Here is a 21,824-nt window from a genome sequence, read left to right as displayed (position 1 = left end):
CGATTACTCGGGTTATATGCACCCACCGCAGCTCCCGCAGCTCCAGTCATTTTGGTTTATCGCCTGGTAGAACCAGCTCAGATGTTGCTCATCAAGGGGGATATTGTTTGTCTCAAAAAAGTTGGTGATCCACTCCATGTTCTCCAGAATCCATTCGTCCTCTTCCAGCCCTTCAGCAAATTCCGGATCATCTGGATAGAGATAGCTATAGATTCCAAAGGTTCCCATCTCCTCATCTCTTTTTGCCAATGGAAGCTGGATTGGTTTTCCTTTATAGCTAATCTGCCAGTGTCCAAGACAGACTGTGTGTCCCTGTTCTGACCACTCTGCCATAAATGGGTTGTCTGTGTTGTTGTCCATTATTGGTTGTTGCAGTCCAGAGCCTCTCTGATTTGGTTGCTGATTGAGAGGTTCTGTTCGTTGTTATCAAGTGGTGAGTTGTTCTGGTTGGTAACCCAGAATAGATCTTCTACCCGTTCCCCCAGGGTTGCAATTTTTGCGGCATGTACTCGAATATTGCAATTCATCAGGGAGCGACAGATAGTGGAGAGGAGGCCTGGACGGTCAGTTGTATTGATCTCGAGAATGGTTTGCTGTTTTCTTCTGTCTTGACGGAATGTGACGCTACTGTTTCCGCGAAAGTGTTTCTGATGACGAGAGTGACGGAAGCTTACAGGTTGAGACAGCAGGGTTGGATGGTTGATCTCACTACGAATAGTCGCCCTGATTTTGTCCATCCACTCTCTGTCCTGGATGGTTTCTCCGTGTTGATCAAGTACGGTAAACAGATCCAGTGCATGGCTATCAAGTGTGGTGTTGATTTTTGCAGCATGGATATTGAGACCTAAAGACTCCATAGTGTGGACCAGAATTGAGAACAGGAACTGACGATCTCTGTCATATATAAGAATCTCGCTTCCTCCATGGTGGCTCTCTCTATTGAACTGGATCAGTGGAAGCTGTTTGGTGTTTAGTATGGAGCGGGTATGCCAGTATATTTCTCTGGAGTCATGCTTTTGAAAATACTCTTCCTCAAAGTTCTTCCAAAGTTGTTCTATATCTCTGGTTAGTACTCCCTTCTGTGTCAGGATGCCCATTACCTCCACCTTGCGATGCTCCACCATATCTCTTTCGGCAATAACATCGGGGCTTGTATCTTGTTTCAGGACATTGCATGTTTGTTGATAGAGGCGTGATAGCAGGGAGTCTTTGAAGTGGTTCCATAGCGTGCTGTTGGTGGCACGTATATCTGCAACTGTAAGAAGGTAGAGCTTCTCAAGACGCGACTGTTGGACAACTTTTTTTGCAAAGGCGTGAATCTCTGCAGGGTCATCAATATCTTTTCTCTGTGCAACTGTGGACATGGTGAGATGGTTTTGAACTAACCATGAAATCTCATCAGTGCTCTTTTTGTCGATCTGGTGTTGTTGGCAGAACTCCTGAACTACCTGGACACCAAGTTGTGAGTGGTCTCCGTTACGTCCCTTGGCAATATCATGAAATAGTGCGGCTAGATAGAGACGTTCGGGGTGGCTGATTTTGAGAATAAGCTCACTTAGCTTGGGAGACTCGTGGTGAAACTCGGGAATTGTCAATCTTCTAAGATTACGAATTACAAACAGCGTGTGTTCGTCAACTGTGTAGGCATGGAAAAGATCATACTGCATTAGACCAACTATGCGCTCAAAAGCTGGAAGGTAGGCTCCAAGTATTCCGTACCTATTCATGTGACGTAGAGTGTGGGTTAACCCCTCTGGTTGATAGAATAGTTGCAGAAATAGTTGCTGGTTTTTGTTGTTCTGTCTGAAGTCTGAATCAATAGTATGGCGAGCCGTACGTATATGACGAATGGTTTCTGCAGTTACCCCTTTGATCTCTGGATGGTCACGAAGGGTTGTGAAGAGCAAAAGAATCAGGGACGGGTCTCTCTTGAGGGAGTCTTTGTGCAAGATGGTGAGATAGCCCCCACTGATTCCAAAGTGTTTATCAATAGTGACAGGGGCCTTATCCTCGGATGGGGTCAACAGCTTTTCTTCAAATAGTTGTAACAGCATCTCATTAAGCAGAGAGAGTTCTCTGATTATCCTGAAATAGCTGTGCATGAAAGATTCCACCCCAATGCCTCGTTCGCTATCGAGATGCCCAAAATATTTTGCCAGCTCTGGCTGATGCTCAAATAGAAGACGCTCTTCCGCACGTTCTGCAATCAGGTGCAGTGCAAAACGGATCTCCCATAGCCTCTCTTGTCCGGCATTAAGATCAGCAGACTCCTCTTCGGTCAGGAAATTGTGGTCAATCAGTTCATCAAGATATTGAGACCTGACAGCTGTGCTATCTGGATGGTGCTCTTTTCCGCTGGATCCAAAGTGGCGACGTGTTACCCAGATGATATTCTGGATATCTCGTAGTCCGCCAGGCCCCTCTTTGATGTTTGGTTCCAGGTTGTAGGCGGTGTCATTCTGTTTCTCCAGTCGTGCCCTCTGTTCATTTCGCTTGGCTATAAAAAAAGGGCCACTGGGCCAGATGGAGTCGTCAGTGATGAGTTGCTGTAGTTTGGTAAATACCTCTTCCGACCCTGATAGCAGGCGTGATTCCAGCAGGTTGGTAGCCACGGTAATGTCCGCACGTCCCTCCTCAATGCATTCATGGAGAGAGCGTACACTATGGCCGATTTGCAGACCCAGATCCCAAAGCAGGGTGATGAAAGACTCAATTGGTTTACTATCTTCCCCCTCTTGGGGAATAATCAGCAGGTCAATGTCAGAAAAGGGGTGAAGTTCACGACGACCATATCCTCCAACTGCAATGAGAGATGCGGCAGATTTATTGGAGGCTAAATTTCCCCAAATCTTCCTTAATATAAGATCAATTACATCACTACGAGCCCTGATAAGGTTACGGGCGGAATGGCCATCGTGAAACTGTCGGGCTATGTTTTGTTGGCTAGCTTTGAGGATTTCCCGAATTTTGAGTGAGTCAACAATCTTGCCACCAACCGCCTCAGTGAGTGCTTGATTCAGCGAATCACTCAGTGGGTTAGAGGTCATCCTCTTCCTCTCTGCGTGTCAGGACTTCAACACCATCCTCGGTCACCAGTAGGGTATGTTCCCACTGTGCAGATAGGCTACGATCCTTGGTGGTGACAGTCCAGTTGTCAGTTGGATTAAGTCTGCTGTGACGTTTTCCGGCATTTATCATGGGTTCTATGGTGAAAATCATCCCCGCTTCCAATATCGGGCCGGTTCCCTGTTCACCATAGTGTAAAACTTGTGGCTCCTCATGGAACTCTTTACCGATACCATGACCACAGTACTCGTGAACTACCGAGAAATTATATTTCTCTGCGTGTTTCTGAATGATGTGGCCGATATCTCCCAGGTGGACTCCTGGCTTTACAAGTGCAATTCCCTTGAGTAGACACTCTCTCGATACCTGAACAAGACGCTGTGCCCGAATTGGGACCTTGCCAATGGTAAACATCTTGCTGGTGTCACCATGATACCCATCCTTTATTACAGTGATATCAATATTGATGATATCTCCCTTTTTTAACCTCTTCTTGCCGGGAATTCCATGGCAGATAACGTGGTTGACTGAGGTGCAGATTGATTTGGGGAAGCCATGGTAGTTGAGAGGGGCAGGAGTTGCCTTCTGCACATTGACGATATAGTCATGGCATATCTGGTCAAGCGCTTCTGTAGTAATACCTGTGACAACATGTGGTTCGATCATGACCAATACATCAGCGGCCAGCCGTCCAGCGACACGCATTTTCTCAATCTCTTTGTCAGTTTTGATGATGATGCTCATAATGAGGTAATTACAGAAAGTATGTTTGTCTAAAAAGGTAGTGCGTAGTATACTTCGCGCGCATTTTCTGTGAGAGAAAGTGTAAATTTAATTCACACGCATGCTGTCATTATGAGCCCGGGTGTCGCTTTAACAGGTGATTGGGGTCATCAGGTATGCGGAGGCTAAACCCAAAGTAACTGTTATTTAACTATCAAGTCAAACAGTTGCGAAAATATAGAGAGAGAAAAAATATGTCCGTTTCTATGAGACAAATGCTTGAAGCCGGTGTCCATTTTGGCCACCAGACCCGTTTTTGGGATCCAAAGATGGCCCCATATATTTTTGGGGATCGTAACAAAATCCATATCATCAACCTTGAGAAGACATTGCCAATGTTTCAGGATGCAATGAACTTCATTGGTGGTGTTGCAGCCAAGAATGGCAAGGTCCTGTTTGTTGGAACCAAGCGTGCTGCTCAAAAGACTGTGCGCGAAGAGGCAGAGCGTGCGGGTATGCCATACGTTAACCACCGCTGGCTTGGTGGAATGCTTACAAATTTCAAGACTGTTAAGCAGTCTATTCGTCGTTTGAAAGATATTCAGGCGATGCGTGATGATGGTCGTCTGGAAAGATTGACCAAAAAAGAGGGGCTGATGATGTCTCGTGAGCTGGATAAGCTTGAGCATACATTGGGTGGAATCCAGGATATGGGTGGTCTGCCATCAGCAATTATCGTGGTTGATACAGGTCATGAAGGTATTGCGATCAATGAGGCCAGAAAGTTGAAAATTCCGGTTATTGGGGTTGTAGACACCAATAATAATCCTGAGGATGTGGATTATGTGATTCCTGGAAATGATGATGCAATTCGTGCAATTCAACTCTATGTTCGTGCGGCTGCAGATGCGATTTTAGATGCCAAGGCGGCAACAACTACAGCAGCACCTGCTGAAGAGAAGGCGCCAGCAACAGAGAAGGCGCCAGTGAAAGAGAAGGTTGAAGCAGCAGCAGATGCGCCTGCAGAGACAGCAGTTGCTGCCACTGAAGAAGAGTCTGAGCAAGGATAAGGAGATAAGGGATGGCAATTACAGCAAGTCAGGTAAAAGAGCTGCGAGAACGCACTGGTGCCGGCATGATGGAGTGCAAAAAAGCACTTGTTGAGACTGATGGTGATATAGATGTAGCTATTGAGAACCTGAGAAAATCTGGTTTGGCCAAGGCTGACAAGAAGGCATCAAGAGTTGCAGCCGAAGGTGTTGTGGCAATTAGTGTAAGTGATGATGGTTCACGTGGGGTAATGGTTGAGGTGAACTGTGAGACTGACTTTGTTGCCAAGGGTGATGAGTTCGTTGAGTTTGCCAATCAGATTGCGTCAACAGTTCTGGCTGGATCACCAGCGGATGTGGCGGTACTTTCCGATATGGATCTGGCTGGTGGGTCTACTACCGTTGAGGTTCGTCGTCAGGAGTTGATTGCGAAACTGGGAGAGAACATGACAGTGCGTCGTTTCTCTGTAATTGATTCCAGAGGTGGAGTAATAGGATTCTATTCTCATGGTGGTCGTATTGGTGTGATGACTGCCCTGCAGGGTGGTGATGCTCTGTTGGCCAAGGATGTCTCCATGCATGTGGCAGCAATCCGTCCAATAGCACTTTCTGAAGATGATATTCCGGCAGATGTTTTGGCCAGGGAGAAAGAGATATTCTCTTCCCAGGCAGTAGAGAGCGGCAAGCCTGAAAACATCATTGAGAAGATGGTGGTTGGAAAAATGAAGAAATTTGTCAATGAGGTTACTCTGCTTGGACAGCCTTTTGTAAAAGATGCAGATCAGACTATCGCACAATTGATGGAATCCAATGGGGCTACCATCGTGGAGTTTGCACGTCTTGAGGTGGGTGAAGGAATCGAAAAGAGAGAAGAGAACTTCGCGGATGAGGTTATGGCTCAGATTAATGGTTAGAGAGATCTTTTTTAGCTGTTAGAGTTTTGAGAAAGCCTTCTATTATGGAAGGCTTTTTTTTGACTTTAATATGTAGGAGTAACAGACTCCTTATGGGTTAATGTTTTGTACTTGAAGAGGAAATTGTGATGTCAGATCGACCAATCTATCGACGCATTTTACTTAAGCTGAGCGGGGAGGCTCTTATGGGAGAGGGTTGTCAGGGTATAGATCCGACAATTCTTGCACAGATGGTTGAGGAGATATCTGCAATTACAAAACTTGGTGTTCAGGTAGCGATCGTAATTGGTGGGGGTAACTACTGTCGTGGAGCCAGTCTGGCAGAGGCCGGGGTAGACAGGGTTACTGGTGACCAGATAGGGATGCTGGCTACTGTCATGAATGCAATTGCAATGAGGGATGCATTGGATCAGGCTGGAATTGCTGCCAGAGCCATGTCTGCATTCAAAATTTCCAAGGTTTGTGATGAATATACAACTCGTGATGCGATTGCGGCACTTGATAATGGAGAGGTGGTACTGTTTGCGGCTGGTACAGGCAATCCTTTTTTCACAACCGATACTGCGGCATGCCTGAGAGGTATTGAGATAAAGGCAGATGTAGTGATGAAAGCGACCAAAGTTGATGGAGTGTATAGTGCAGATCCAGTCAAGGAGCCAGATGCAACACTGATCAAGCGTATAAGTTATGATGAGGTGCTCGAGAGGCAGCTTGGAGTGATGGATTTGACTGCAATTGTTCTCTGTCGGGAGCATAATATGCCGCTTAGGGTATTTAATATGGTGCGCCATGGTGGTTTGCGTGGCGCGTTGATGAGTGAAGATGAGGGAACATTGGTGGTTTCCGCGTCTTGATGGTTAAAGATGTTTAGAAAGGAATTCTGAGAATGATTAATGAGATCAAACAGGATGCGAAGGGGCGCATGGGGAAGAGTGTTGAATCGCTTAAGGGGGAGCTCTCCAAGCTTAGAGCTGGTCGTGCCCACCCCAGCCTGTTAGAACAGATAAGTGTGGATTACTACGGTAGTAGTACCCCCTTGAATCAGGTCGCCAATGTTACAGCCACAGATTCACGCACATTGACAATAGTTCCATGGGAGAAAACCATGGTTCAGCCAATTGAGAAGGCGATTATGGAGGCTGATCTCGGCCTTAATCCTGCAACTGCAGGTACTATTATACGTATTCCACTGCCACCGTTGACAGAAGAGAGGCGCCGTGATCTGGTTCGTGTGGTCAAGCATGAGGGTGAATCTGCCAAAGTGGCTATCCGCAATATTCGTCGTGATGCCAATAGTGATTTCAGGGACCTGCTTAAGGAGAAGGAGATTTCTGAAGATGAAGAGCATGATGCCATTGATGATGTGCAGAAGTTGACTGATCAGCATGTCGCCGAGGTGGGCAAAATAGTTCAGGCTAAGGAAGATGACCTGATGGAGATATAGGCGTATCTCAAGCCTCAATCTATAATCCACACGTGCCACCGAAAAACCGAATTCCGCGCCATATTGCCATCGTTATGGATGGTAATGGACGCTGGGCGCGCAGGCAGAAACGGCCACGTTTCTGGGGGCATAAGCGTGGGGTGGAGCGAGTTCGTTCCACTGTAGAAGGCTGTATTGATTTGGGGGTTGAGGCCCTTACCCTGTTTGCCTTTAGTACAGAAAACTGGAGACGACCTGAGGAGGAGGTTTCGTTTTTGATGGATCTCTTTATGTCTTCACTAAAGAGAGAGGTTAAGCGTCTACACAAAAATGGTATTCGTCTCCGTGTTATTGGAGACAAGAGTGGTTTCTCGGAAAAGCTTCAGGCTACCATTGCAGAGGCAGAGGAGTTAACCAAAGATAATTCCAGGTTGTCTCTGAATATTGCAGCCAATTATGGCGGACGTTGGGATATTACAGAGGCAACTCGTACACTGTGTCATCAGGTGGCAAATGGAACGTTAGCTCCGGAGCAGATCACTGAAGAGATATTGCATGAGCAAGTTACTCTGAGTGACCTACCTGATCCAGAGCTGTTTATTCGTACCGGGGGAGAGAAGCGGGTAAGTAATTTTCTACTCTGGCAGATGGCCTATTGTGAATTCTATTTTTCAGATCTGTTCTGGCCAGAGTTTGATCGCCAGGCTCTGGATTTGGCTGTCAGCTCTTTTGAGGGCAGACAACGCAGGTTTGGTAGAACCGGGGATCAGTTGTTGGAGGAAGAGGATTGATTCTGTCGCCCTTTGCTCAACGTACAATTAGTGCATTGGTATTGGGGCCATTGCTGTTATGGTCTATCTTCTATCTGCAGGGAGATGAGTTTTTTGTTCTGCTTATGCTGTTGCTTGTTCCTGCAGCATGGGAGTGGGGACGCCTATCTGGACAGACTCTGATTTTACCTCGCATTGTCTACACTACAATATTGATTGTTCTCTTCTATTTTGGCAGTTTTATCCCATTGGGGGTGCTACTCAGCATTGCACTTATCTGGTGGGTTTCCGCACTCTTTTGGTTGCGATATTTTCCTGAAAGAACGAAGTGGGTTTTTAGTCGCAACATGGGGCATGTTGCAGGAATAATCGTGTTGATTCCTGCGTGGCATGCACTGGGTGAGATTCATCAATATGGAGTCGAGTTTTTACTGTCATTGTTATTGTTAGTCTGGAGCGCAGATACGGGCGCGTATCTGGTCGGACGCAAATTCGGCAACAGAAAATTGGCCCCTAATGTGAGTCCAAAAAAGAGCGTTGAAGGGTTGTTGGGCGGAGTTGGTTTCGCATTAATTACAGCAATTATTGCCTATAGTTATCTGGTAAAAATAGATATGGGATTACCTCTTTTCCTGTTGATAGCAGTAGGAGTGGTTATATTTTCGGTGGTTGGTGATCTGGTAGAGAGTGCGTATAAACGTAACGCAGGAATAAAGGATAGTGGTAGCTTGATTCCTGGGCATGGAGGTATGCTGGATCGAGTAGACAGCCTGACTGCAGCAGCACCGATTTTTCTATTCCTGCTGACTGTTGTTGGAGGGCTATGATGGGGGATGGATGTCAGCAGGGGGTAACTGTGCTGGGTGCAACTGGATCTATTGGCAGGAGCACCCTTGATGTTATATCTCGGCACCCAGACAAATATCGGGTTGTTGCGCTTACTGCACATAAGCAGATTAATCTGCTTGCAGAGCAGTGTGGAGAGTTTCATCCTGAATTTGCGGTGGTAACCGAGGCTGATAGTGCAGAGAAATTGTCAGGATTGTTGTCTGAGATTAGTCCAGAGACAGAGGTTCTTTCTGGTATCGAAGGGATGGAGAGAGTTGCATCCGAATCCTCGGTTGATCAGGTGATGGCTGCAATTGTCGGAGCAGCGGGTCTACACCCGACAATGGCTGCGGTACGTGCAGGCAAGCGTGTTTTACTGGCCAACAAAGAGTCTATGGTGATGACGGGTCACCTTTTTATGGATGAGGTTGAGGCTTGTGGCGCCCAACTTCTTCCCATTGATAGTGAACACAATGCTATTTTTCAATGCCTGCCCCAGGATGCGGCGCTGGGGAAGTTTTCGCATGGGGTGGAGAAAATATTGTTGACTGGTTCTGGTGGCCCATTCCGTAATCGTGCAACAGATACACTGTCTACAGTTACACCGGAGGAGGCGATTGCCCACCCAAACTGGAGTATGGGAAAAAAGATCTCTGTCGATTCTGCAACAATGATGAACAAGGGGCTTGAGTTTATTGAGGCTTGCTGGCTGTTCGGGGCTACTCCGGATCAAATTCAGGTGGTCATTCATCCAGAAAGCATAATCCACTCTATGGTTCAGTATAGTGACGGTTCTGTTCTGGCTCAGATGGGGAATCCGGATATGAGAACCCCAATTGCGCATGCGTTGGGATGGCCGCAAAGAGTTGGGTCGGGGGTGGAGCATCTGGATCTGTTTGAGGTTGCAGAGTTGAATTTTGAAAAACCTGATTTCGGCCGTTATCCATGTCTTCGACTTTCAATTGATGCAATGAGGCGAGGAGGCAGTGCAACCACGGTACTGAATGCATCAAATGAGATTGCAGTTGAGGCATTTCTGAATGGGCAAATTGGTTATATGGAGATTGCAGATGTGATTGAGGAGACTCTAAGTATGGTGGCTGTGGAGGAGGTGACTGATCTTGATCTGGTGCTTGCCAAGGATAGTGAGTCACGTACAGTGGCCACTGCGCAGATTGATAAACGGCGTTCATTGCCAGGTTCCAGGATGCAATAAAGATGGGATCAGGACTGTATGCACTGTTGGCTTTTATCGTCGCCATTGGAATCTTGGTAACCGTACATGAATTTGGCCACTTTTGGGTGGCACGTCGCGTAGGGGTAAAGGTGCTACGTTTTTCAGTGGGGTTTGGACGCCCGTTATGGAAGCGAACAGGGCAGAGGGATGGGACTGAATATGTAATTGCTGCCCTGCCACTCGGTGGTTACGTGAAGATGCTTGGAGAGGGGGGGGATGAAGAGGTTACGGAGTCGGAAAAAGAGCGCTCTTTTGATAATCAATCACTGGGGGCACGGGCGGCAATTGTAGTGGCGGGGCCACTATTTAACTTCGTGTTTGCAGTTATTGCATTTGCCGCAGTACAGATGATTGGTGTCAGTGGGATGAAACCGATTATTGGAGAGGTGGCTGAAAGCTCCATATCTTCATCAGCCGGCCTGGAACAGGGTGATGAGATTGTTTCAGTAAATGGAAATCCGGTACGAATCTGGCAAGAGGCACTAGAGGGGGTTCTTGGGTCTGCGGTACTGGGAACTCCGATTGCATTGGAGGTCGTCAGTTCGTCTGGTCTGCACCAGCAGATGGTATTAGAGAACCCATTTGGTGAGAATATTCCGGAGGGTCCGGAGATGCTGGAACAGCTAGGATTTTCAATTAATCGCCCACATGTTCCTCCAAGGATTGGCGAGTTGGTATCTGGCGGTGCTGCAGAGCTGGCAGGGTTTGAGTCTGGAGATCTGGTGCTGACCGTTGATGGTGAGGATGTGCTGTCATGGCAAGATTGGGTTAAGTGGATACAGGATAGCCCTGGGCGCCCACTCACATTGACTATTGAGCGTGATGAGGTGGTGTTTCCATTGGAATTGGTGCCAGCTGCAGTTGAGTTGGAGCAAAAAATTATAGGCCGAATCGGGGCATCTGTTGATCTAACCAAATATCGTCAGGAATATTACCGAGAGGTTAGGTATGGGCCACTGGATGCACTGGTGCGTGGGGCAGAAAAGTGTTGGGAGATGGCGTCAATGACCATTCAGGTGATGGGACGCATGGTTGCTGGTACTACCTCTACTGACGGACTGAGCGGCCCTATCAGTATTGCCGGTTATGCTGGAGCCTCTATGGAGGCTGGAGTAACTCCGTTCATCTCATTTTTGGGGTTGATTAGTCTCAGTCTTGGGGTGCTGAATTTGTTGCCAATTCCGATGCTGGATGGCGGTCACCTGTTGTACTACCTTGTAGAGTGGGTGCGAGGAGAACCTCTTTCAGAGCGGGTAATGGCATTGGGACAACGGGTGGGAATTTTATTTCTGGTTGGATTGATGTCGTTGGCACTATACAATGATCTGCTGCGTTTAATGTGATATGTTCAACAGTTAGGTAATAAAGTCAGGCAATTATGCAACGTATTGTTTTTTCACTATTTATTCTGTTTTCCTCGCTCTCCTCATGGGCCTTTTCTCCATTTGTGATAGAGGATATCAGAGTGGAGGGGTTACAGCGTATCTCTGCAGGTACAGTATTTAATTATCTTCCATTGAGTGTTGGAGATGAGCTTACATCTCGTGGATCAGCAGATGCGGTAAGATCACTGTTCAAGACAGGCTTTTTCAAGGATGTTCGTCTTGAGCAGGATGGAAATGTTCTGCTGGTTTCGGTCATTGAGCGCCCCGCAATTGCTGATATTACGATTGATGGCAATAAAGTTATCAAGACAGAGGATCTTGAAGAGGGTTTGAAGGGGATTGGGCTGGCCGAGGGGAGAGTGCTGGATCGTGCTCTGCTGGATAAAATTGAGGCAGAACTTCGTCGCCAATACCTTGGGATGGGGCGTTACGGGGTTGAGATTAAAACCACAATTACCCCACTGGAACGCAACCGTTCTGCAGTCAGGATTAAGGTAAAAGAGGGTGAGAGTGCACGAATCCGGCAGATAACGCTGATTGGAAACAGGGCATTTGAGACCGACGATTTGAGGGATCTATTTCAGTTGAATACTGGAAACTGGCTCTCTTTCTTTACCAAAAGTGACCGTTACTCGAGGCAGAAGCTTACAGGTGATCTGGAGGCACTACGTTCCTGGTATATGGATCGTGGATACATCAATTTTGAGATCGACTCTGCCCAGGTCTCTATTACCCCTGATAAACAGCAGATATACATCACTATCAATATGAGCGAGGGTGACAGGTTTACCCTGGGCAAGGTCGAGTTGGCCGGTAATATGGTGGTACCAAGAGATGAGTTGTTGGAATTGGTGTCTCTTAATGAGGGTGAGGTGTTCTCCAGAAAGGGGATTGCTTCTGTGAATGAGGCACTTACCAACCGTCTTGGCGAGGATGGCTATGCCTTTGCCAATATCAATGTGATTCCTGAGCTGGATAAAGAGAAGCATCTGGTTGATCTGGTTTTCTTTGTCGACCCCGGTAATCGTGTATATGTTGATCGAATCAATATTGTTGGCAATACTAAAACTCAGGATATGGTTATTCGACGAGAGATGCGCCAGTATGAGGGGAGCAGGTTCTCCAACAAAGAGGTGGAGCGCTCCCAGACCAGAATTCGCAAGCTTGGCTATTTTGAGGATGTTGCGGTAGAGACAGTTCCAGTGGCTGGAACCACAGATCAGGTGGAGCTGAATTACCAGGTTACGGAGAATCCAACAGGAAGTATGATGATTGGTGCCGGTTACTCTCAAACTGATGGTATGGTCATGAGTCTGAATCTTCAGCAGAACAATTTCATGGGTTCTGGCAAGAGTGTGGATGTTGAGTTCAATAACAGCAGTACCGAGAGTGCCTATGGGCTAGGATACAGGGATCCCTATTTTACAGAGGATGGAGTTAGTCTTGGTGGTGGAATTCACTATAAACAGAGAGACTCATCAGACGAACAGAGTACATATAGCTATGACTCAATGAGCATGAATTTTGATTTGGGTCTTCCAACCAGCGAATACGATAAACTTTTTGTCGGGTTTGAACCACAACATATGAGTGATGCCACTTGCGGAACATCATCAACAAGCAGCGAATGTGATACTTTCCTGGCGGCTGAGGGGAGCTCTTTTAATGTGTTTGAGTTCACCGCAAGCTGGAGTAGAGATAGTCGTAACAGATCAATTTTTCCCGACCAGGGCAGTTATCAGCGTTTCAAGGCGGAGTTAGGTACTCCAGGCGGCGTTGAGTACTACAAGGCTGACTACAGACACAGCTTCTTCTACCCTATATCTGAGGATTACACCATGTTACTGAAAGGAGACATTGGTATTGGTGATGGCTATGGAGACCAGAATACACTACCATTTTTCACCCGTTACTATGCAGGTGGTGAGGGCTCAATTCGTGGCTTTAAAGGTAACTCCGTAGGCCCGACCGATGATGCAGGAAATGCTGTTGGTGGAAATCTGAAAGGAGTTGTGAATGCTGAGATTATTCTTCTAGTTCCTTTTCTTGAGGAGGTAAAATCAACCAGAGTAAGTGGTTTCGTGGATTTGGGAACCGTTGCGAAGAAGGCCAGTGATTTGAGTGGTGAGTTGCGTGCCTCTGCAGGTGTGACTGCGAAGTGGCTCTCCCCGGTTGGTCCAATGACATTTAGTTGGGCAAAACCGTTAAGAAAAAAGTCTGGGGATGATCTGGAATCATTCCAGTTCAGATTGGGGCAGATGTTTTAGTAATTATTTCAGGGGATGGGGATGAATATAAAGAAAACAGTAACTATTTTTGTAATGATGCTTTGCAGTACAGTCAATGTGTACGCAGAGGGGAGCAGAATTGGATTTGTGAATATTAATCTTTTACTACAAAAGGCACCTCAGGCACAAGCTGCAACCAGTCGTCTGGAAGAGGCATTTGGTGATAGAAAGATAGAGGTTCTTGATTTTCAGAAAAGGTGTAAAAAGATGGGGGAGGATCTGGAGAAAGAGGGTGCTGCATTGAGTAAGCAACAGAAACAGAGAAAGCTCCTGAAGATACGTTCTTGTAGTAGTGAGTTGAAGTTGATGGATGAGGAGTATGGGGCAGATCTGCGGATTGCACAGGCTGAAGAGCTTCAAAAGTTACAGAAACTTGTGTTCAAAATGGTCGATAGAGTGGCGAAAGATGAACAGTTTGACCTTATAGTAAATGAGTCAGTTATCTTCGCATCACCTCGTGTAGATATATCTCGTACTGTATTAAATGCCCTGAAATCAATGTCAGGAAATGGTGATAACGGCGCATCTGTAGAGACAGCACAGTAGGGGGCAGGAGCTCTATGGGAACAACTCTGGGTGAGATTGCAGAGCTTATAAACGCCGAACTTGTGGGCGACTCTGCTTGTGTTGTTGAAGAGATTGCCGCCCTTGAGGGTGCGACCAGTAATCAGATCTCATTTCTCTCCTCAGACAAGTTTCTCTCCCAGCTTCAATCAACGGAGGCAGCAGCGGTAATTCTTCACCAAGATAGACGGGATCAGTTTGATGGAAATCGACTATTGATGGATGACCCATATCTTGGTTATGCAAAGGTTGCATCAATTCTTAATCCGTATATTTTCAAGGAACAGGGGAGGTCACCGTCTGCCACCATTCATGAAACAGCATCAATCGCAGAAGGGGGCTGGATTGGTCCTCAATGTGTGGTAATGGAGCAGGTTGAGGTTGGAGAGTCAGTTTTTGTGGGGGCAGGATCTGTGATTGAGGAGGGATGCACAATTGGCAGAGGAAGCAGGCTGATGGCCAATGTCTCTTTGATGGCAGGTACTGTGGTTGGAGAGGATTGCATTATTCACCCAGGCGCAGTACTTGGGAGTGATGGTTTTGGTTTTGCCAATGAAGATGGAAGGTGGGTAAAAATTCCACAACTTGGCAGGGTGATTGTTGGAGATGGTGTGGAGATTGGTGCCAACAGCACTATTGATCGAGGAGCTCTGGAAGATACCGTAATTGAGAGTGGAGTGAAGATCGATAATCTGGTCCATATTGCCCATAATGTCAGAGTTGGTGAGAATAGTGCCATGGCTGCAATGGTTGGTATAGCCGGAAGTACGGTGATAGGAGCTGGCTGCACATTTGGAGGGCAGGCTGGAGTGGTGGGTCACCTTGAGATTGTTGATGGCACCCACTGTACAGCAAGAACGCTGATTACCAAATCCATAAATACACCTGGTCTCTATTCATCAGCAACTCCTGCAGATCCAAATCGAAAGTGGCGAAGAAATGTTGTGCAGTTCAGAAAACTGGATGAATCAATAAGAGAGTTGCGTGGTCTGGCTCCCAGATTGAGTGATATGGAAGAAAAAATTGAATTAATGGAAAAAGGAAAAGAGAAATGACTCAAATGGATATTAATGAGGTAATGAAGCATCTGCCGCACCGCTACCCTTTTCTGTTGGTTGACAGGGTGCTTGAGTTTGAGGTGGGCAAGAGTCTGCGGGCAATAAAAAATGTAACTATCAATGAACCATTTTTTCAGGGCCACTTTCCCCATGTGCCTGTTATGCCCGGAGTTTTGATTATGGAGGCACTGGCACAGGCAACTGGAATACTGTCATTCAAGACCACAGGAAACCTCCCTACTGCCAAGTCACTCTACTATTTTGTGGGAATAGACAAGGCACGTTTTCGTAAACCGGTAGAGCCCGGCGACCAATTGATTCTCGAGGTTGAGTTGGAGCGTAGAATTCGTGATATCTGGAAATTTAAGGGAACTGCCAGCGTAAATGGTGAGGTGGTTGCCAGTGCAAACCTGATGTGTGCAGAGAAAGAACTGGAGTCGTGATTCACCCAACAGCGATAATAGATGAATCAGCAATAATTGCTGACAGAGTTGAGGTTGGCCCATACTCAGTTATAGGTCCTGATGTAGCTATTGGTGCAGGAACCAAAGTGGAGTCCCATGTGGTCATCAAGGGCCCTACGACCATAGGTGAGAACAACCACTTTTTTCAATTTTCCTCTATTGGTGAGGATCCACAAGACCTGAAATATCATGGGGAGCCTACTCTGCTGGAGATAGGTGATAACAATACATTTCGTGAATGTTGTACAGTAAATCGTGGAACTGTTGGTGGGGGAGGAGTAACCAGGATAGGAGATCACAACCTGATCATGGCATACGTACATATTGCCCATGACTGTATTATCAATAACCATGTGATTCTGGTAAATAATGCATCACTCGCTGGCCATGTGGTCATTCATGACCATGTCATTCTTGGCGGATTTACCCTGGTGAGCCAGTTTATTACTATTGGTTCATACGCATTCTCTACCATGGGTAGCGCAATCAACAAGAATATTCCGCCATATATTCTGGTCTCTGGAAACCTGGCCAGACCTGTTAGCCTGAATCTGATTGGGTTGAAAAGAAAAGGGTTTGATAGTGAGGCACGCAAGGCAATGAAGCAGGCATTCAAGATGATGTTTCATTCCCATGACTCTCTTTCAGAGGTTATAAGTGATATTGGTGAGCTATCATATCAGCACCAGGAATTAGCTATTTTTCACGATTTCATTAAAGAGCACAGCGAGAGTAAAAACGGCGTGATTCGCTAATGTCTGAATACCGTATTATGGTGGTTGCTGGTGAGCCATCCGGAGATCTTCATGCATCACGTCTCCTGCAACAACTTAATCTAAGAGATCACCAATTCCACTGTTATGGTATTGGTGGCAAACGTATGCGGCAACAGGGGTTTAATGCGGTTGTCGGGATTGAGCAGATGGCGGTAATGGGATTGATAGAGATAGTGCGTCATTTTCCATATCTTTTTGGGGTACTCAGAAAGATGCGTGCCCTGTTGAAAACTGACCCTCCTGACCTGTTGATTCTGGTTGATTACCCCGGCTTTAATATGTTGTTGGCAAAGACTGCTAAAAAACTTGGAATAAAGGTGCTCTACTATGTAAGCCCAAAGATCTGGGTATGGAGAGTAGGCAGAGTTCATAAGATTGCAAAAAGAGTGGACCACATGGCTCTGATTTTTCCATTTGAGGCTCCCTATTATGAGAGGGTGGGAGTGGCGGCAACCTACGTTGGGCATCCATTGGTTGGGGAGGTAAGTTCCAGTAACAGTGTTGAAGAGGCACGGGTGAAGATCGGAATTGATCCTGACAAAAAAACCATTGGTCTTTTTCCTGGTAGTCGTAGAGGAGAGGTTCAGCAGCTGTTGCCTGATCTGTTGAAGAGCGCACGGGAGATCTATGTGCATGACAGCAAAGTTCAGTTTGTCATATCTCAGGCTCCAGATCTCTCATCCTCTCTTTTTTCTGGGGTAGAGCTGTTTGATGATGTTCCTCTAACTATAGTCAAAGGTGATGTACATACGGTGATTCGTGGTTGTGATGCTATTGCAACAGCATCAGGTACGGTTACCTTGGAGATGGCACTACTTGAGACCCCAATGGTGGTGATTTACCGTGTTTCCCCCATAAGCTACTGGTTGCTTAGCCATCTTATCAAGACAGAATATATCTCCTTGGTAAATATTGTCGCAGAGCGTGAGGTGGTTCCAGAACTTCTACAGGAGAATGCGTCAGCGTCATCGATTGCTCCATATCTTCTCTCTATTCTGGATGATGGAGAAGAGAGGAGAAGAGTGGTGGGTGGGTTAAGGGATGTAAAGAGTCGCTTGGGTAGTGGAGATTCGGCTAGCAGGTTGGCAGATTTGGTTGAAGAGATGTTGCATGAACAGTAATGGGCAAAAGTTGATTGCAGGGGTGGACGAGGTGGGGCGTGGTCCACTGGCAGGGCCGGTTGTTGCAGCTGCGGTGGTGTTACCTGAAGATCATGGGATTAAGGGGCTCGCAGATTCCAAAAAGTTGACACCGAAAAAAAGAGAGAGGCTCTCTAAAGAGATCATGGACCATGCTATAGGATGGGCTATTGCAGAGGCAAGCAGGAAAGAGATAGATGAGATAAACATTCTTCACGCATCACTGTTGGCGATGAGAAGAGCTGTTGAGACGCTACAATGTGCCCCCTCGCTGGTGCTGGTGGATGGGAATCGTATTCCCCCTGGACTGACTATGGCAGCTGAGGCAGTTGTAGGAGGTGACGCCAAGATTGAGTCGATAAGTGCCGCATCTATTTTGGCCAAAGTGGCACGAGACCAGATGATGGTTGAGCTTCATCAACATCATCCACAATATGGCTTTGATAGCCACAAGGGGTATCCAACAAGACAACATATTGCGGCCCTGCAGCAGCATGGGGCTCTGGATCAGCACCGTCGATCATTCAGGCCGGTTAGAAAGGCTCTGGGGCTGTAATGTCATTTGTTCACCTGCGCTTACATTCAGAGTACTCCATGGAGAATGGGCTGATTCGTATCGCCCCATTGATGGAAGCACTACAGAGCGGGGGGATGAGCGCAGTTGCAGTAACAGATATTGGGAATATGTTTGCAACTGTAAAATTCTATCGGGCAGCGGTAGCTGCCGGGATAAAACCAGTTATTGGGGCAGAGATCAGGGTGCGTACTCTCTCCGAGGGTAGTGCAGTATCACGTCTGGTGCTACTGGCACAGGATAATAGTGGTTTCAAGAACCTTAAGACATTAATCTCCAGATCGTATCTTGAGGGTCAGCATAGAGGTGTTCCTCAACTGGAGAGAGAGTGGTTTGATGGATATACAGATGGGTTAATCGCGATTTCTGGTGGACGCAGTGGAGATGTTGGGCAGGCGCTGTTGGCGGATGAAGAGGGAGAGGCTATCTCACACATAAAGTCATGGATGGCCCTGTTTCCTGGTCGGTACTATCTGGAACTTCAGAGAACAGCACGTGGTGGAGATGAGAACTGGAATCATGCGGCTGTTGCATTAGCGGAAAAATTTGATCTACCGGTAGTGGCAACCAATGATGTTCACTTTCTGCACAAAGATGAGTTTGATGCTCATGAGGCACGAGTCTGTATTCATGATGGCCGTGTTCTTGATGATCCACGTCGCCCAAAAAATTTCACACCTGAACAGTATCTCCGCTCAGCGGAGGAGATGGAGTCGCTGTTTAAGGATATCCCGGAAGCTATTGAGAATAGCCTGGAGATAACCCGTAGATGTAATGTATCACTATCACTGGGTGAAAATTATCTCCCTGACTTCCCAATCCCTGTTGGATTGACCATTGAGCAGTTTTTCCAGCAAGAATCTGAAAGCGGTCTGGAGTGGAGGTTGAAGCAACTTTTTGGTGATGCGTCGACTATTGAGGAGAAGAGAGCACCTTACGATGAACGACTAAAGATTGAGCTGGATGTGATTAATGGAATGGGGTTTCCTGGTTATTTCCTGATTGTCGCCGACTTCATTCGCTGGACCAAAGAACATAATATCCCGGTTGGGCCAGGACGTGGTTCAGGTGCCGGTTCTCTGGTGGCATATTCACTAAAAATTACTGATCTTGATCCACTGAAATATGAGTTGCTGTTTGAGCGGTTCCTCAATCCGGAACGGGTATCCATGCCAGACTTTGATGTGGATTTCTGTATGGACAGACGTGATGAGGTGATTCGCTATGTCGCAGATACATATGGGCATGACAGGGTATCCCAGATTATCACTTATGGACGAATGAATGCCAAGGCTGTGGTCAGGGATGTGGGTCGTGTCCAGGGACACCCTTATGGCATGGTTGACCGCATAGCCAAATTAATTCCATTTGATCTCAAGATGACTTTGGAGAAGGCCCTCAATGAATCAGAAGATTTGAGAGAGCGATATGACAGTGATAGTGATGTAAAGGAGTTGATAGATCTGGCTAAATCTCTGGAAGGTGTTGCCAGAAATGCAGGAAAACATGCTGGTGGGGTGGTTATCTCACCTTCTGACATTAATGACTTTACTCCAATTTACTGTGAAGAGAGTGGGACAGGTCTGGTTACCCAATTTGACAAGGATGATGTAGAGGCTGTTGGGCTGGTAAAGTTTGACTTTCTCGGGCTGCGAACCCTGACCATTATTGATTGGGCTGTAGAGATGATAGACCAGCAGCGTAAGGGCGGAGGGGAGGAGCCGCTCTTGATTGAAGAGATCAATATGGCAGACAGGAAAACCTTTGAGTTATTGCAATCTTGTCAGACCACAGCGGTATTCCAGCTGGAATCCTCCGGCATGAAGGAGTTGATCGGTAAACTGCAACCAGACAGTTTTGAGGATATTGTCGCATTGGTTGCACTCTATCGTCCGGGTCCATTGGAGTCGGGGATGGTTGATAACTTCATTGATAGAAAGCATGGTCGGGAGGTTATCTCTTATCCGGATGCCAAATATCAGCATGACTCTTTGAAGATCATACTGGAACCAACCTATGGGGTAATTCTCTATCAGGAACAGGTAATGCAGATTGCTCAGGTATTGGCAGGGTACTCTCTTGGTGGGGCAGATATGCTGCGCAGAGCCATGGGCAAAAAGAAACCGGAGGAGATGGCGAAGCAGCGCTCTATCTTTGAGCAAGGTGCAGTTGCCAATGGGGTTGATAGCAAGCTGGCAATGAAGATTTTTGATCTGGTTGAGAAGTTTGCCGGATATGGATTCAACAAGTCACACTCCGCAGCGTATGCATTGATCTCATATCAGACAGCATGGTTGAAGGCGCACTACCCAGCCCCATTCATGGCTGCAGTACTCTCTGCTGACATGGATAACACAGATAAGGTGGTTACGCTGATAGAGGAGTGCCGTGTGATGAAGCTGGATGTTCATCCGCCAGATATTAATCGCAGCCACTTTCGCTTTACAGTCTTTGACAATAGAGATGTGGTGTATGGTTTGGGTGCGATCAAAGGAGTTGGTGAGGCAGCCATTGAGGGTATTATTGAAGAGCGTGAGAGCAGTGGTAGTTATGTCGATATCTTCGATTTTTGTCGTCGAGTTGATCTTCGCAAGGCCAACAAGCGAGTGCTGGAATCCCTGATACGTGCTGGTGCCCTTGATGAGATTGCTCAACAGTTTATGGATGGAGAGGTGTGGGACGGTCGTTCCACTCTGATGAAGAGTCTACCAGATGCAATGAAGGCAGCAGAGCAGCATGTTCGTGATCAGGAGCGCGGGCAGTGGGATCTGTTTGGCGAACAGGAGGATAGTGATAATGGAGTAGATATCACATATAAACAGGCCTCTCCCTGGACAGAGAATGAGAGGTTGATCGGAGAGAGAGATACTCTTGGACTATACCTTACTGGTCATCCCATTGAGCAGCATGAGGAAGAGTTGGGCCACATGATCACTCAGCGTATTAGTGAGCTAATCTCGGATCGTGATAAGCAGGTTACTATTGCAGGGCTTATGATATCAATGCGCGTGGTGAAAACCAGAACAGGAAAGCCGCTGGCAATTCTGGTTCTGGATGACAGAACAGGTAGATTGGAGATGACGCTTTTTGATGAGTCTTATGAAAAGTACCGCCATTTTCTGGAGAAAGATTCTATTCTTGTTGTTCGAGGAACAGTTACAGAGGATGACTATAGTGGTGGATTGAGGATGAACGTAGAGGAGCTATGGAACCTTGATGGTGCCAGGGCTAGCCATATGAGGAGATTGATAATTCATCTTGATAAGGGGCAAATGGTTGGTAATCCTGCTGGTTACCTGGCCAATATACTGAAGCCATTTTGTGAGGGAAGCTGTCCGGTACAGATTCATTATCAGCAACCACAAGCTGTTGTAAAGATGGATCTTGGAGCCGAGTGGAATGTGCAGCCCAGTGAGAATCTGTTTCACCGCCTCAGAGAGCATCTGGGAGAAGAGAGTGTTGAGCCGGATTATCCTTGATCTGAATAGTTACATCACATCCAGGAGGATCTCTATTCTCTAGGGAATCTGTTTTTTTTGCGGTATAGTACGATTTAAGATAACAAA

General features: G+C 46.8%; 19 protein-coding genes. 16 read left to right on the top strand and 3 right to left on the bottom strand.

All coding sequences use genetic code 11. The features are described from left to right. Positions 1–12: 12 nt before the first annotated feature. The 3 genes from H8D24_06825 to map are packed head-to-tail and all read right to left on the bottom strand — an operon-like array spanning position 13 to position 3,810. On the bottom strand, positions 13–360 hold the full coding sequence (locus H8D24_06825; protein ID MBC8520101.1) for a hypothetical protein: 348 nt from the start codon (positions 358–360) through the stop codon (positions 13–15). Continuing rightward, complete coding sequence (glnD, locus tag H8D24_06820; GenBank protein ID MBC8520100.1) at positions 360–3,047, bottom strand: [protein-PII] uridylyltransferase; 2,688 nt, start codon at positions 3,045–3,047, stop codon at positions 360–362. The genes H8D24_06825 and glnD overlap by 1 nt, the downstream gene beginning before the upstream one ends. Beyond that, positions 3,037–3,810 (bottom strand): type I methionyl aminopeptidase, encoded by a 774-nt coding sequence (gene map / locus H8D24_06815; GenBank protein ID MBC8520099.1) that lies wholly within the window; start codon positions 3,808–3,810, stop codon positions 3,037–3,039. Before map ends, glnD begins: the two co-directional genes overlap by 11 nt. Before the next feature lie 233 nt (positions 3,811–4,043). Between map and rpsB the strand changes: the two genes are divergently transcribed. The 16 genes from rpsB to dnaE all read left to right on the top strand — a co-directional run bounded on the left by rpsB (position 4,044) and on the right by dnaE (position 21,737). Next, positions 4,044–4,859: a 30S ribosomal protein S2 gene (gene rpsB / locus H8D24_06810; GenBank protein ID MBC8520098.1), complete on the top strand. Its 816-nt coding sequence runs from the start codon at positions 4,044–4,046 to the stop codon at positions 4,857–4,859. Positions 4,860–4,870: 11 nt separating this feature from the next. Further along, positions 4,871–5,752 (top strand): elongation factor Ts, encoded by an 882-nt coding sequence (locus H8D24_06805; GenBank protein MBC8520097.1) that lies wholly within the window; start codon positions 4,871–4,873, stop codon positions 5,750–5,752. A gap of 122 nt (positions 5,753–5,874) precedes the next feature. Continuing rightward, entirely contained in the window at positions 5,875–6,606 is a 732-nt protein-coding gene (pyrH, locus tag H8D24_06800; GenBank protein ID MBC8520096.1) for a UMP kinase, read from the top strand. A gap of 32 nt (positions 6,607–6,638) precedes the next feature. Further along, entirely contained in the window at positions 6,639–7,196 is a 558-nt protein-coding gene (gene frr / locus H8D24_06795) for a ribosome recycling factor (GenBank protein MBC8520095.1), read from the top strand. 32 nt (positions 7,197–7,228) lie between these two features. Further along, the gene (locus tag H8D24_06790) at positions 7,229–7,966 is read left to right on the top strand and encodes an isoprenyl transferase (GenBank protein MBC8520094.1); all 738 of its coding nucleotides are present in this window, start codon (positions 7,229–7,231) and stop codon (positions 7,964–7,966) included. Next, positions 7,963–8,772 carry a phosphatidate cytidylyltransferase gene (locus H8D24_06785; GenBank protein MBC8520093.1) on the top strand — a complete coding sequence of 270 codons (810 nt, stop codon included), beginning with the start codon at positions 7,963–7,965 and terminating at the stop codon, positions 8,770–8,772. The genes H8D24_06790 and H8D24_06785 overlap by 4 nt, the downstream gene beginning before the upstream one ends. Next, the gene (locus H8D24_06780; GenBank protein MBC8520092.1) at positions 8,772–9,989 is read left to right on the top strand and encodes a 1-deoxy-D-xylulose-5-phosphate reductoisomerase; all 1,218 of its coding nucleotides are present in this window, start codon (positions 8,772–8,774) and stop codon (positions 9,987–9,989) included. Before H8D24_06785 ends, H8D24_06780 begins: the two co-directional genes overlap by 1 nt. A gap of 2 nt (positions 9,990–9,991) precedes the next feature. Then, the gene (rseP, locus tag H8D24_06775; GenBank protein ID MBC8520091.1) at positions 9,992–11,353 is read left to right on the top strand and encodes an RIP metalloprotease RseP; all 1,362 of its coding nucleotides are present in this window, start codon (positions 9,992–9,994) and stop codon (positions 11,351–11,353) included. 35 nt (positions 11,354–11,388) lie between these two features. Then, entirely contained in the window at positions 11,389–13,662 is a 2,274-nt protein-coding gene (gene bamA, locus H8D24_06770) for an outer membrane protein assembly factor BamA (protein ID MBC8520090.1), read from the top strand. A 21-nt stretch (positions 13,663–13,683) separates the two neighbouring features. Continuing rightward, positions 13,684–14,229, top strand: coding sequence for an OmpH family outer membrane protein (locus tag H8D24_06765; protein MBC8520089.1), 546 nt, complete (start codon positions 13,684–13,686; stop codon positions 14,227–14,229). A 14-nt stretch (positions 14,230–14,243) separates the two neighbouring features. Further along, positions 14,244–15,302, top strand: coding sequence for a UDP-3-O-(3-hydroxymyristoyl)glucosamine N-acyltransferase (gene lpxD, locus H8D24_06760; protein ID MBC8520088.1), 1,059 nt, complete (start codon positions 14,244–14,246; stop codon positions 15,300–15,302). Further along, complete coding sequence (gene fabZ, locus H8D24_06755) at positions 15,299–15,748, top strand: 3-hydroxyacyl-ACP dehydratase FabZ (protein ID MBC8520087.1); 450 nt, start codon at positions 15,299–15,301, stop codon at positions 15,746–15,748. Before lpxD ends, fabZ begins: the two co-directional genes overlap by 4 nt. Then, entirely contained in the window at positions 15,745–16,524 is a 780-nt protein-coding gene (gene lpxA / locus H8D24_06750) for an acyl-ACP--UDP-N-acetylglucosamine O-acyltransferase (GenBank protein MBC8520086.1), read from the top strand. The genes fabZ and lpxA overlap by 4 nt, the downstream gene beginning before the upstream one ends. Next, positions 16,524–17,666: a lipid-A-disaccharide synthase gene (gene lpxB / locus H8D24_06745; protein MBC8520085.1), complete on the top strand. Its 1,143-nt coding sequence runs from the start codon at positions 16,524–16,526 to the stop codon at positions 17,664–17,666. Before lpxA ends, lpxB begins: the two co-directional genes overlap by 1 nt. Next, positions 17,656–18,240 carry a ribonuclease HII gene (rnhB, locus tag H8D24_06740; GenBank protein ID MBC8520084.1) on the top strand — a complete coding sequence of 195 codons (585 nt, stop codon included), beginning with the start codon at positions 17,656–17,658 and terminating at the stop codon, positions 18,238–18,240. Before lpxB ends, rnhB begins: the two co-directional genes overlap by 11 nt. Then, positions 18,240–21,737, top strand: a complete 3,498-nt coding sequence (dnaE, locus tag H8D24_06735; protein MBC8520083.1) for a DNA polymerase III subunit alpha — start codon at positions 18,240–18,242, stop codon at positions 21,735–21,737. Before rnhB ends, dnaE begins: the two co-directional genes overlap by 1 nt. The last annotated feature ends 87 nt before the right edge of the window (positions 21,738–21,824 follow it).

Source organism: Candidatus Thiopontia autotrophica (genome assembly GCA_014384675.1).
Taxonomy (GTDB): domain Bacteria; phylum Pseudomonadota; class Gammaproteobacteria.
The sequence above is the reverse complement of the archived record's forward strand: the minus strand, read 5'-3'. Positions and strand labels throughout refer to the sequence as shown.

Coding starts and splice junctions, on each gene's coding strand:
- lpxD (MBC8520088.1), top strand. CDS start 14,244: ATGGGAACAACTCTGGGTGAGATTGCAGAGCTTATAAACGCCGAACTT.
- dnaE (MBC8520083.1), top strand. CDS start 18,240: ATGTCATTTGTTCACCTGCGCTTACATTCAGAGTACTCCATGGAGAAT.
- rpsB (MBC8520098.1), top strand. CDS start 4,044: ATGTCCGTTTCTATGAGACAAATGCTTGAAGCCGGTGTCCATTTTGGC.
- bamA (MBC8520090.1), top strand. CDS start 11,389: ATGCAACGTATTGTTTTTTCACTATTTATTCTGTTTTCCTCGCTCTCC.
- map (MBC8520099.1), bottom strand. CDS start 3,810: ATGAGCATCATCATCAAAACTGACAAAGAGATTGAGAAAATGCGTGTC.
- lpxB (MBC8520085.1), top strand. CDS start 16,524: ATGTCTGAATACCGTATTATGGTGGTTGCTGGTGAGCCATCCGGAGAT.
- fabZ (MBC8520087.1), top strand. CDS start 15,299: ATGACTCAAATGGATATTAATGAGGTAATGAAGCATCTGCCGCACCGC.
- H8D24_06805 (MBC8520097.1), top strand. CDS start 4,871: ATGGCAATTACAGCAAGTCAGGTAAAAGAGCTGCGAGAACGCACTGGT.
- rnhB (MBC8520084.1), top strand. CDS start 17,656: ATGAACAGTAATGGGCAAAAGTTGATTGCAGGGGTGGACGAGGTGGGG.
- H8D24_06780 (MBC8520092.1), top strand. CDS start 8,772: ATGGGGGATGGATGTCAGCAGGGGGTAACTGTGCTGGGTGCAACTGGA.
- glnD (MBC8520100.1), bottom strand. CDS start 3,047: ATGACCTCTAACCCACTGAGTGATTCGCTGAATCAAGCACTCACTGAG.
- H8D24_06825 (MBC8520101.1), bottom strand. CDS start 360: ATGGACAACAACACAGACAACCCATTTATGGCAGAGTGGTCAGAACAG.
- H8D24_06765 (MBC8520089.1), top strand. CDS start 13,684: ATGAATATAAAGAAAACAGTAACTATTTTTGTAATGATGCTTTGCAGT.
- rseP (MBC8520091.1), top strand. CDS start 9,992: ATGGGATCAGGACTGTATGCACTGTTGGCTTTTATCGTCGCCATTGGA.
- frr (MBC8520095.1), top strand. CDS start 6,639: ATGATTAATGAGATCAAACAGGATGCGAAGGGGCGCATGGGGAAGAGT.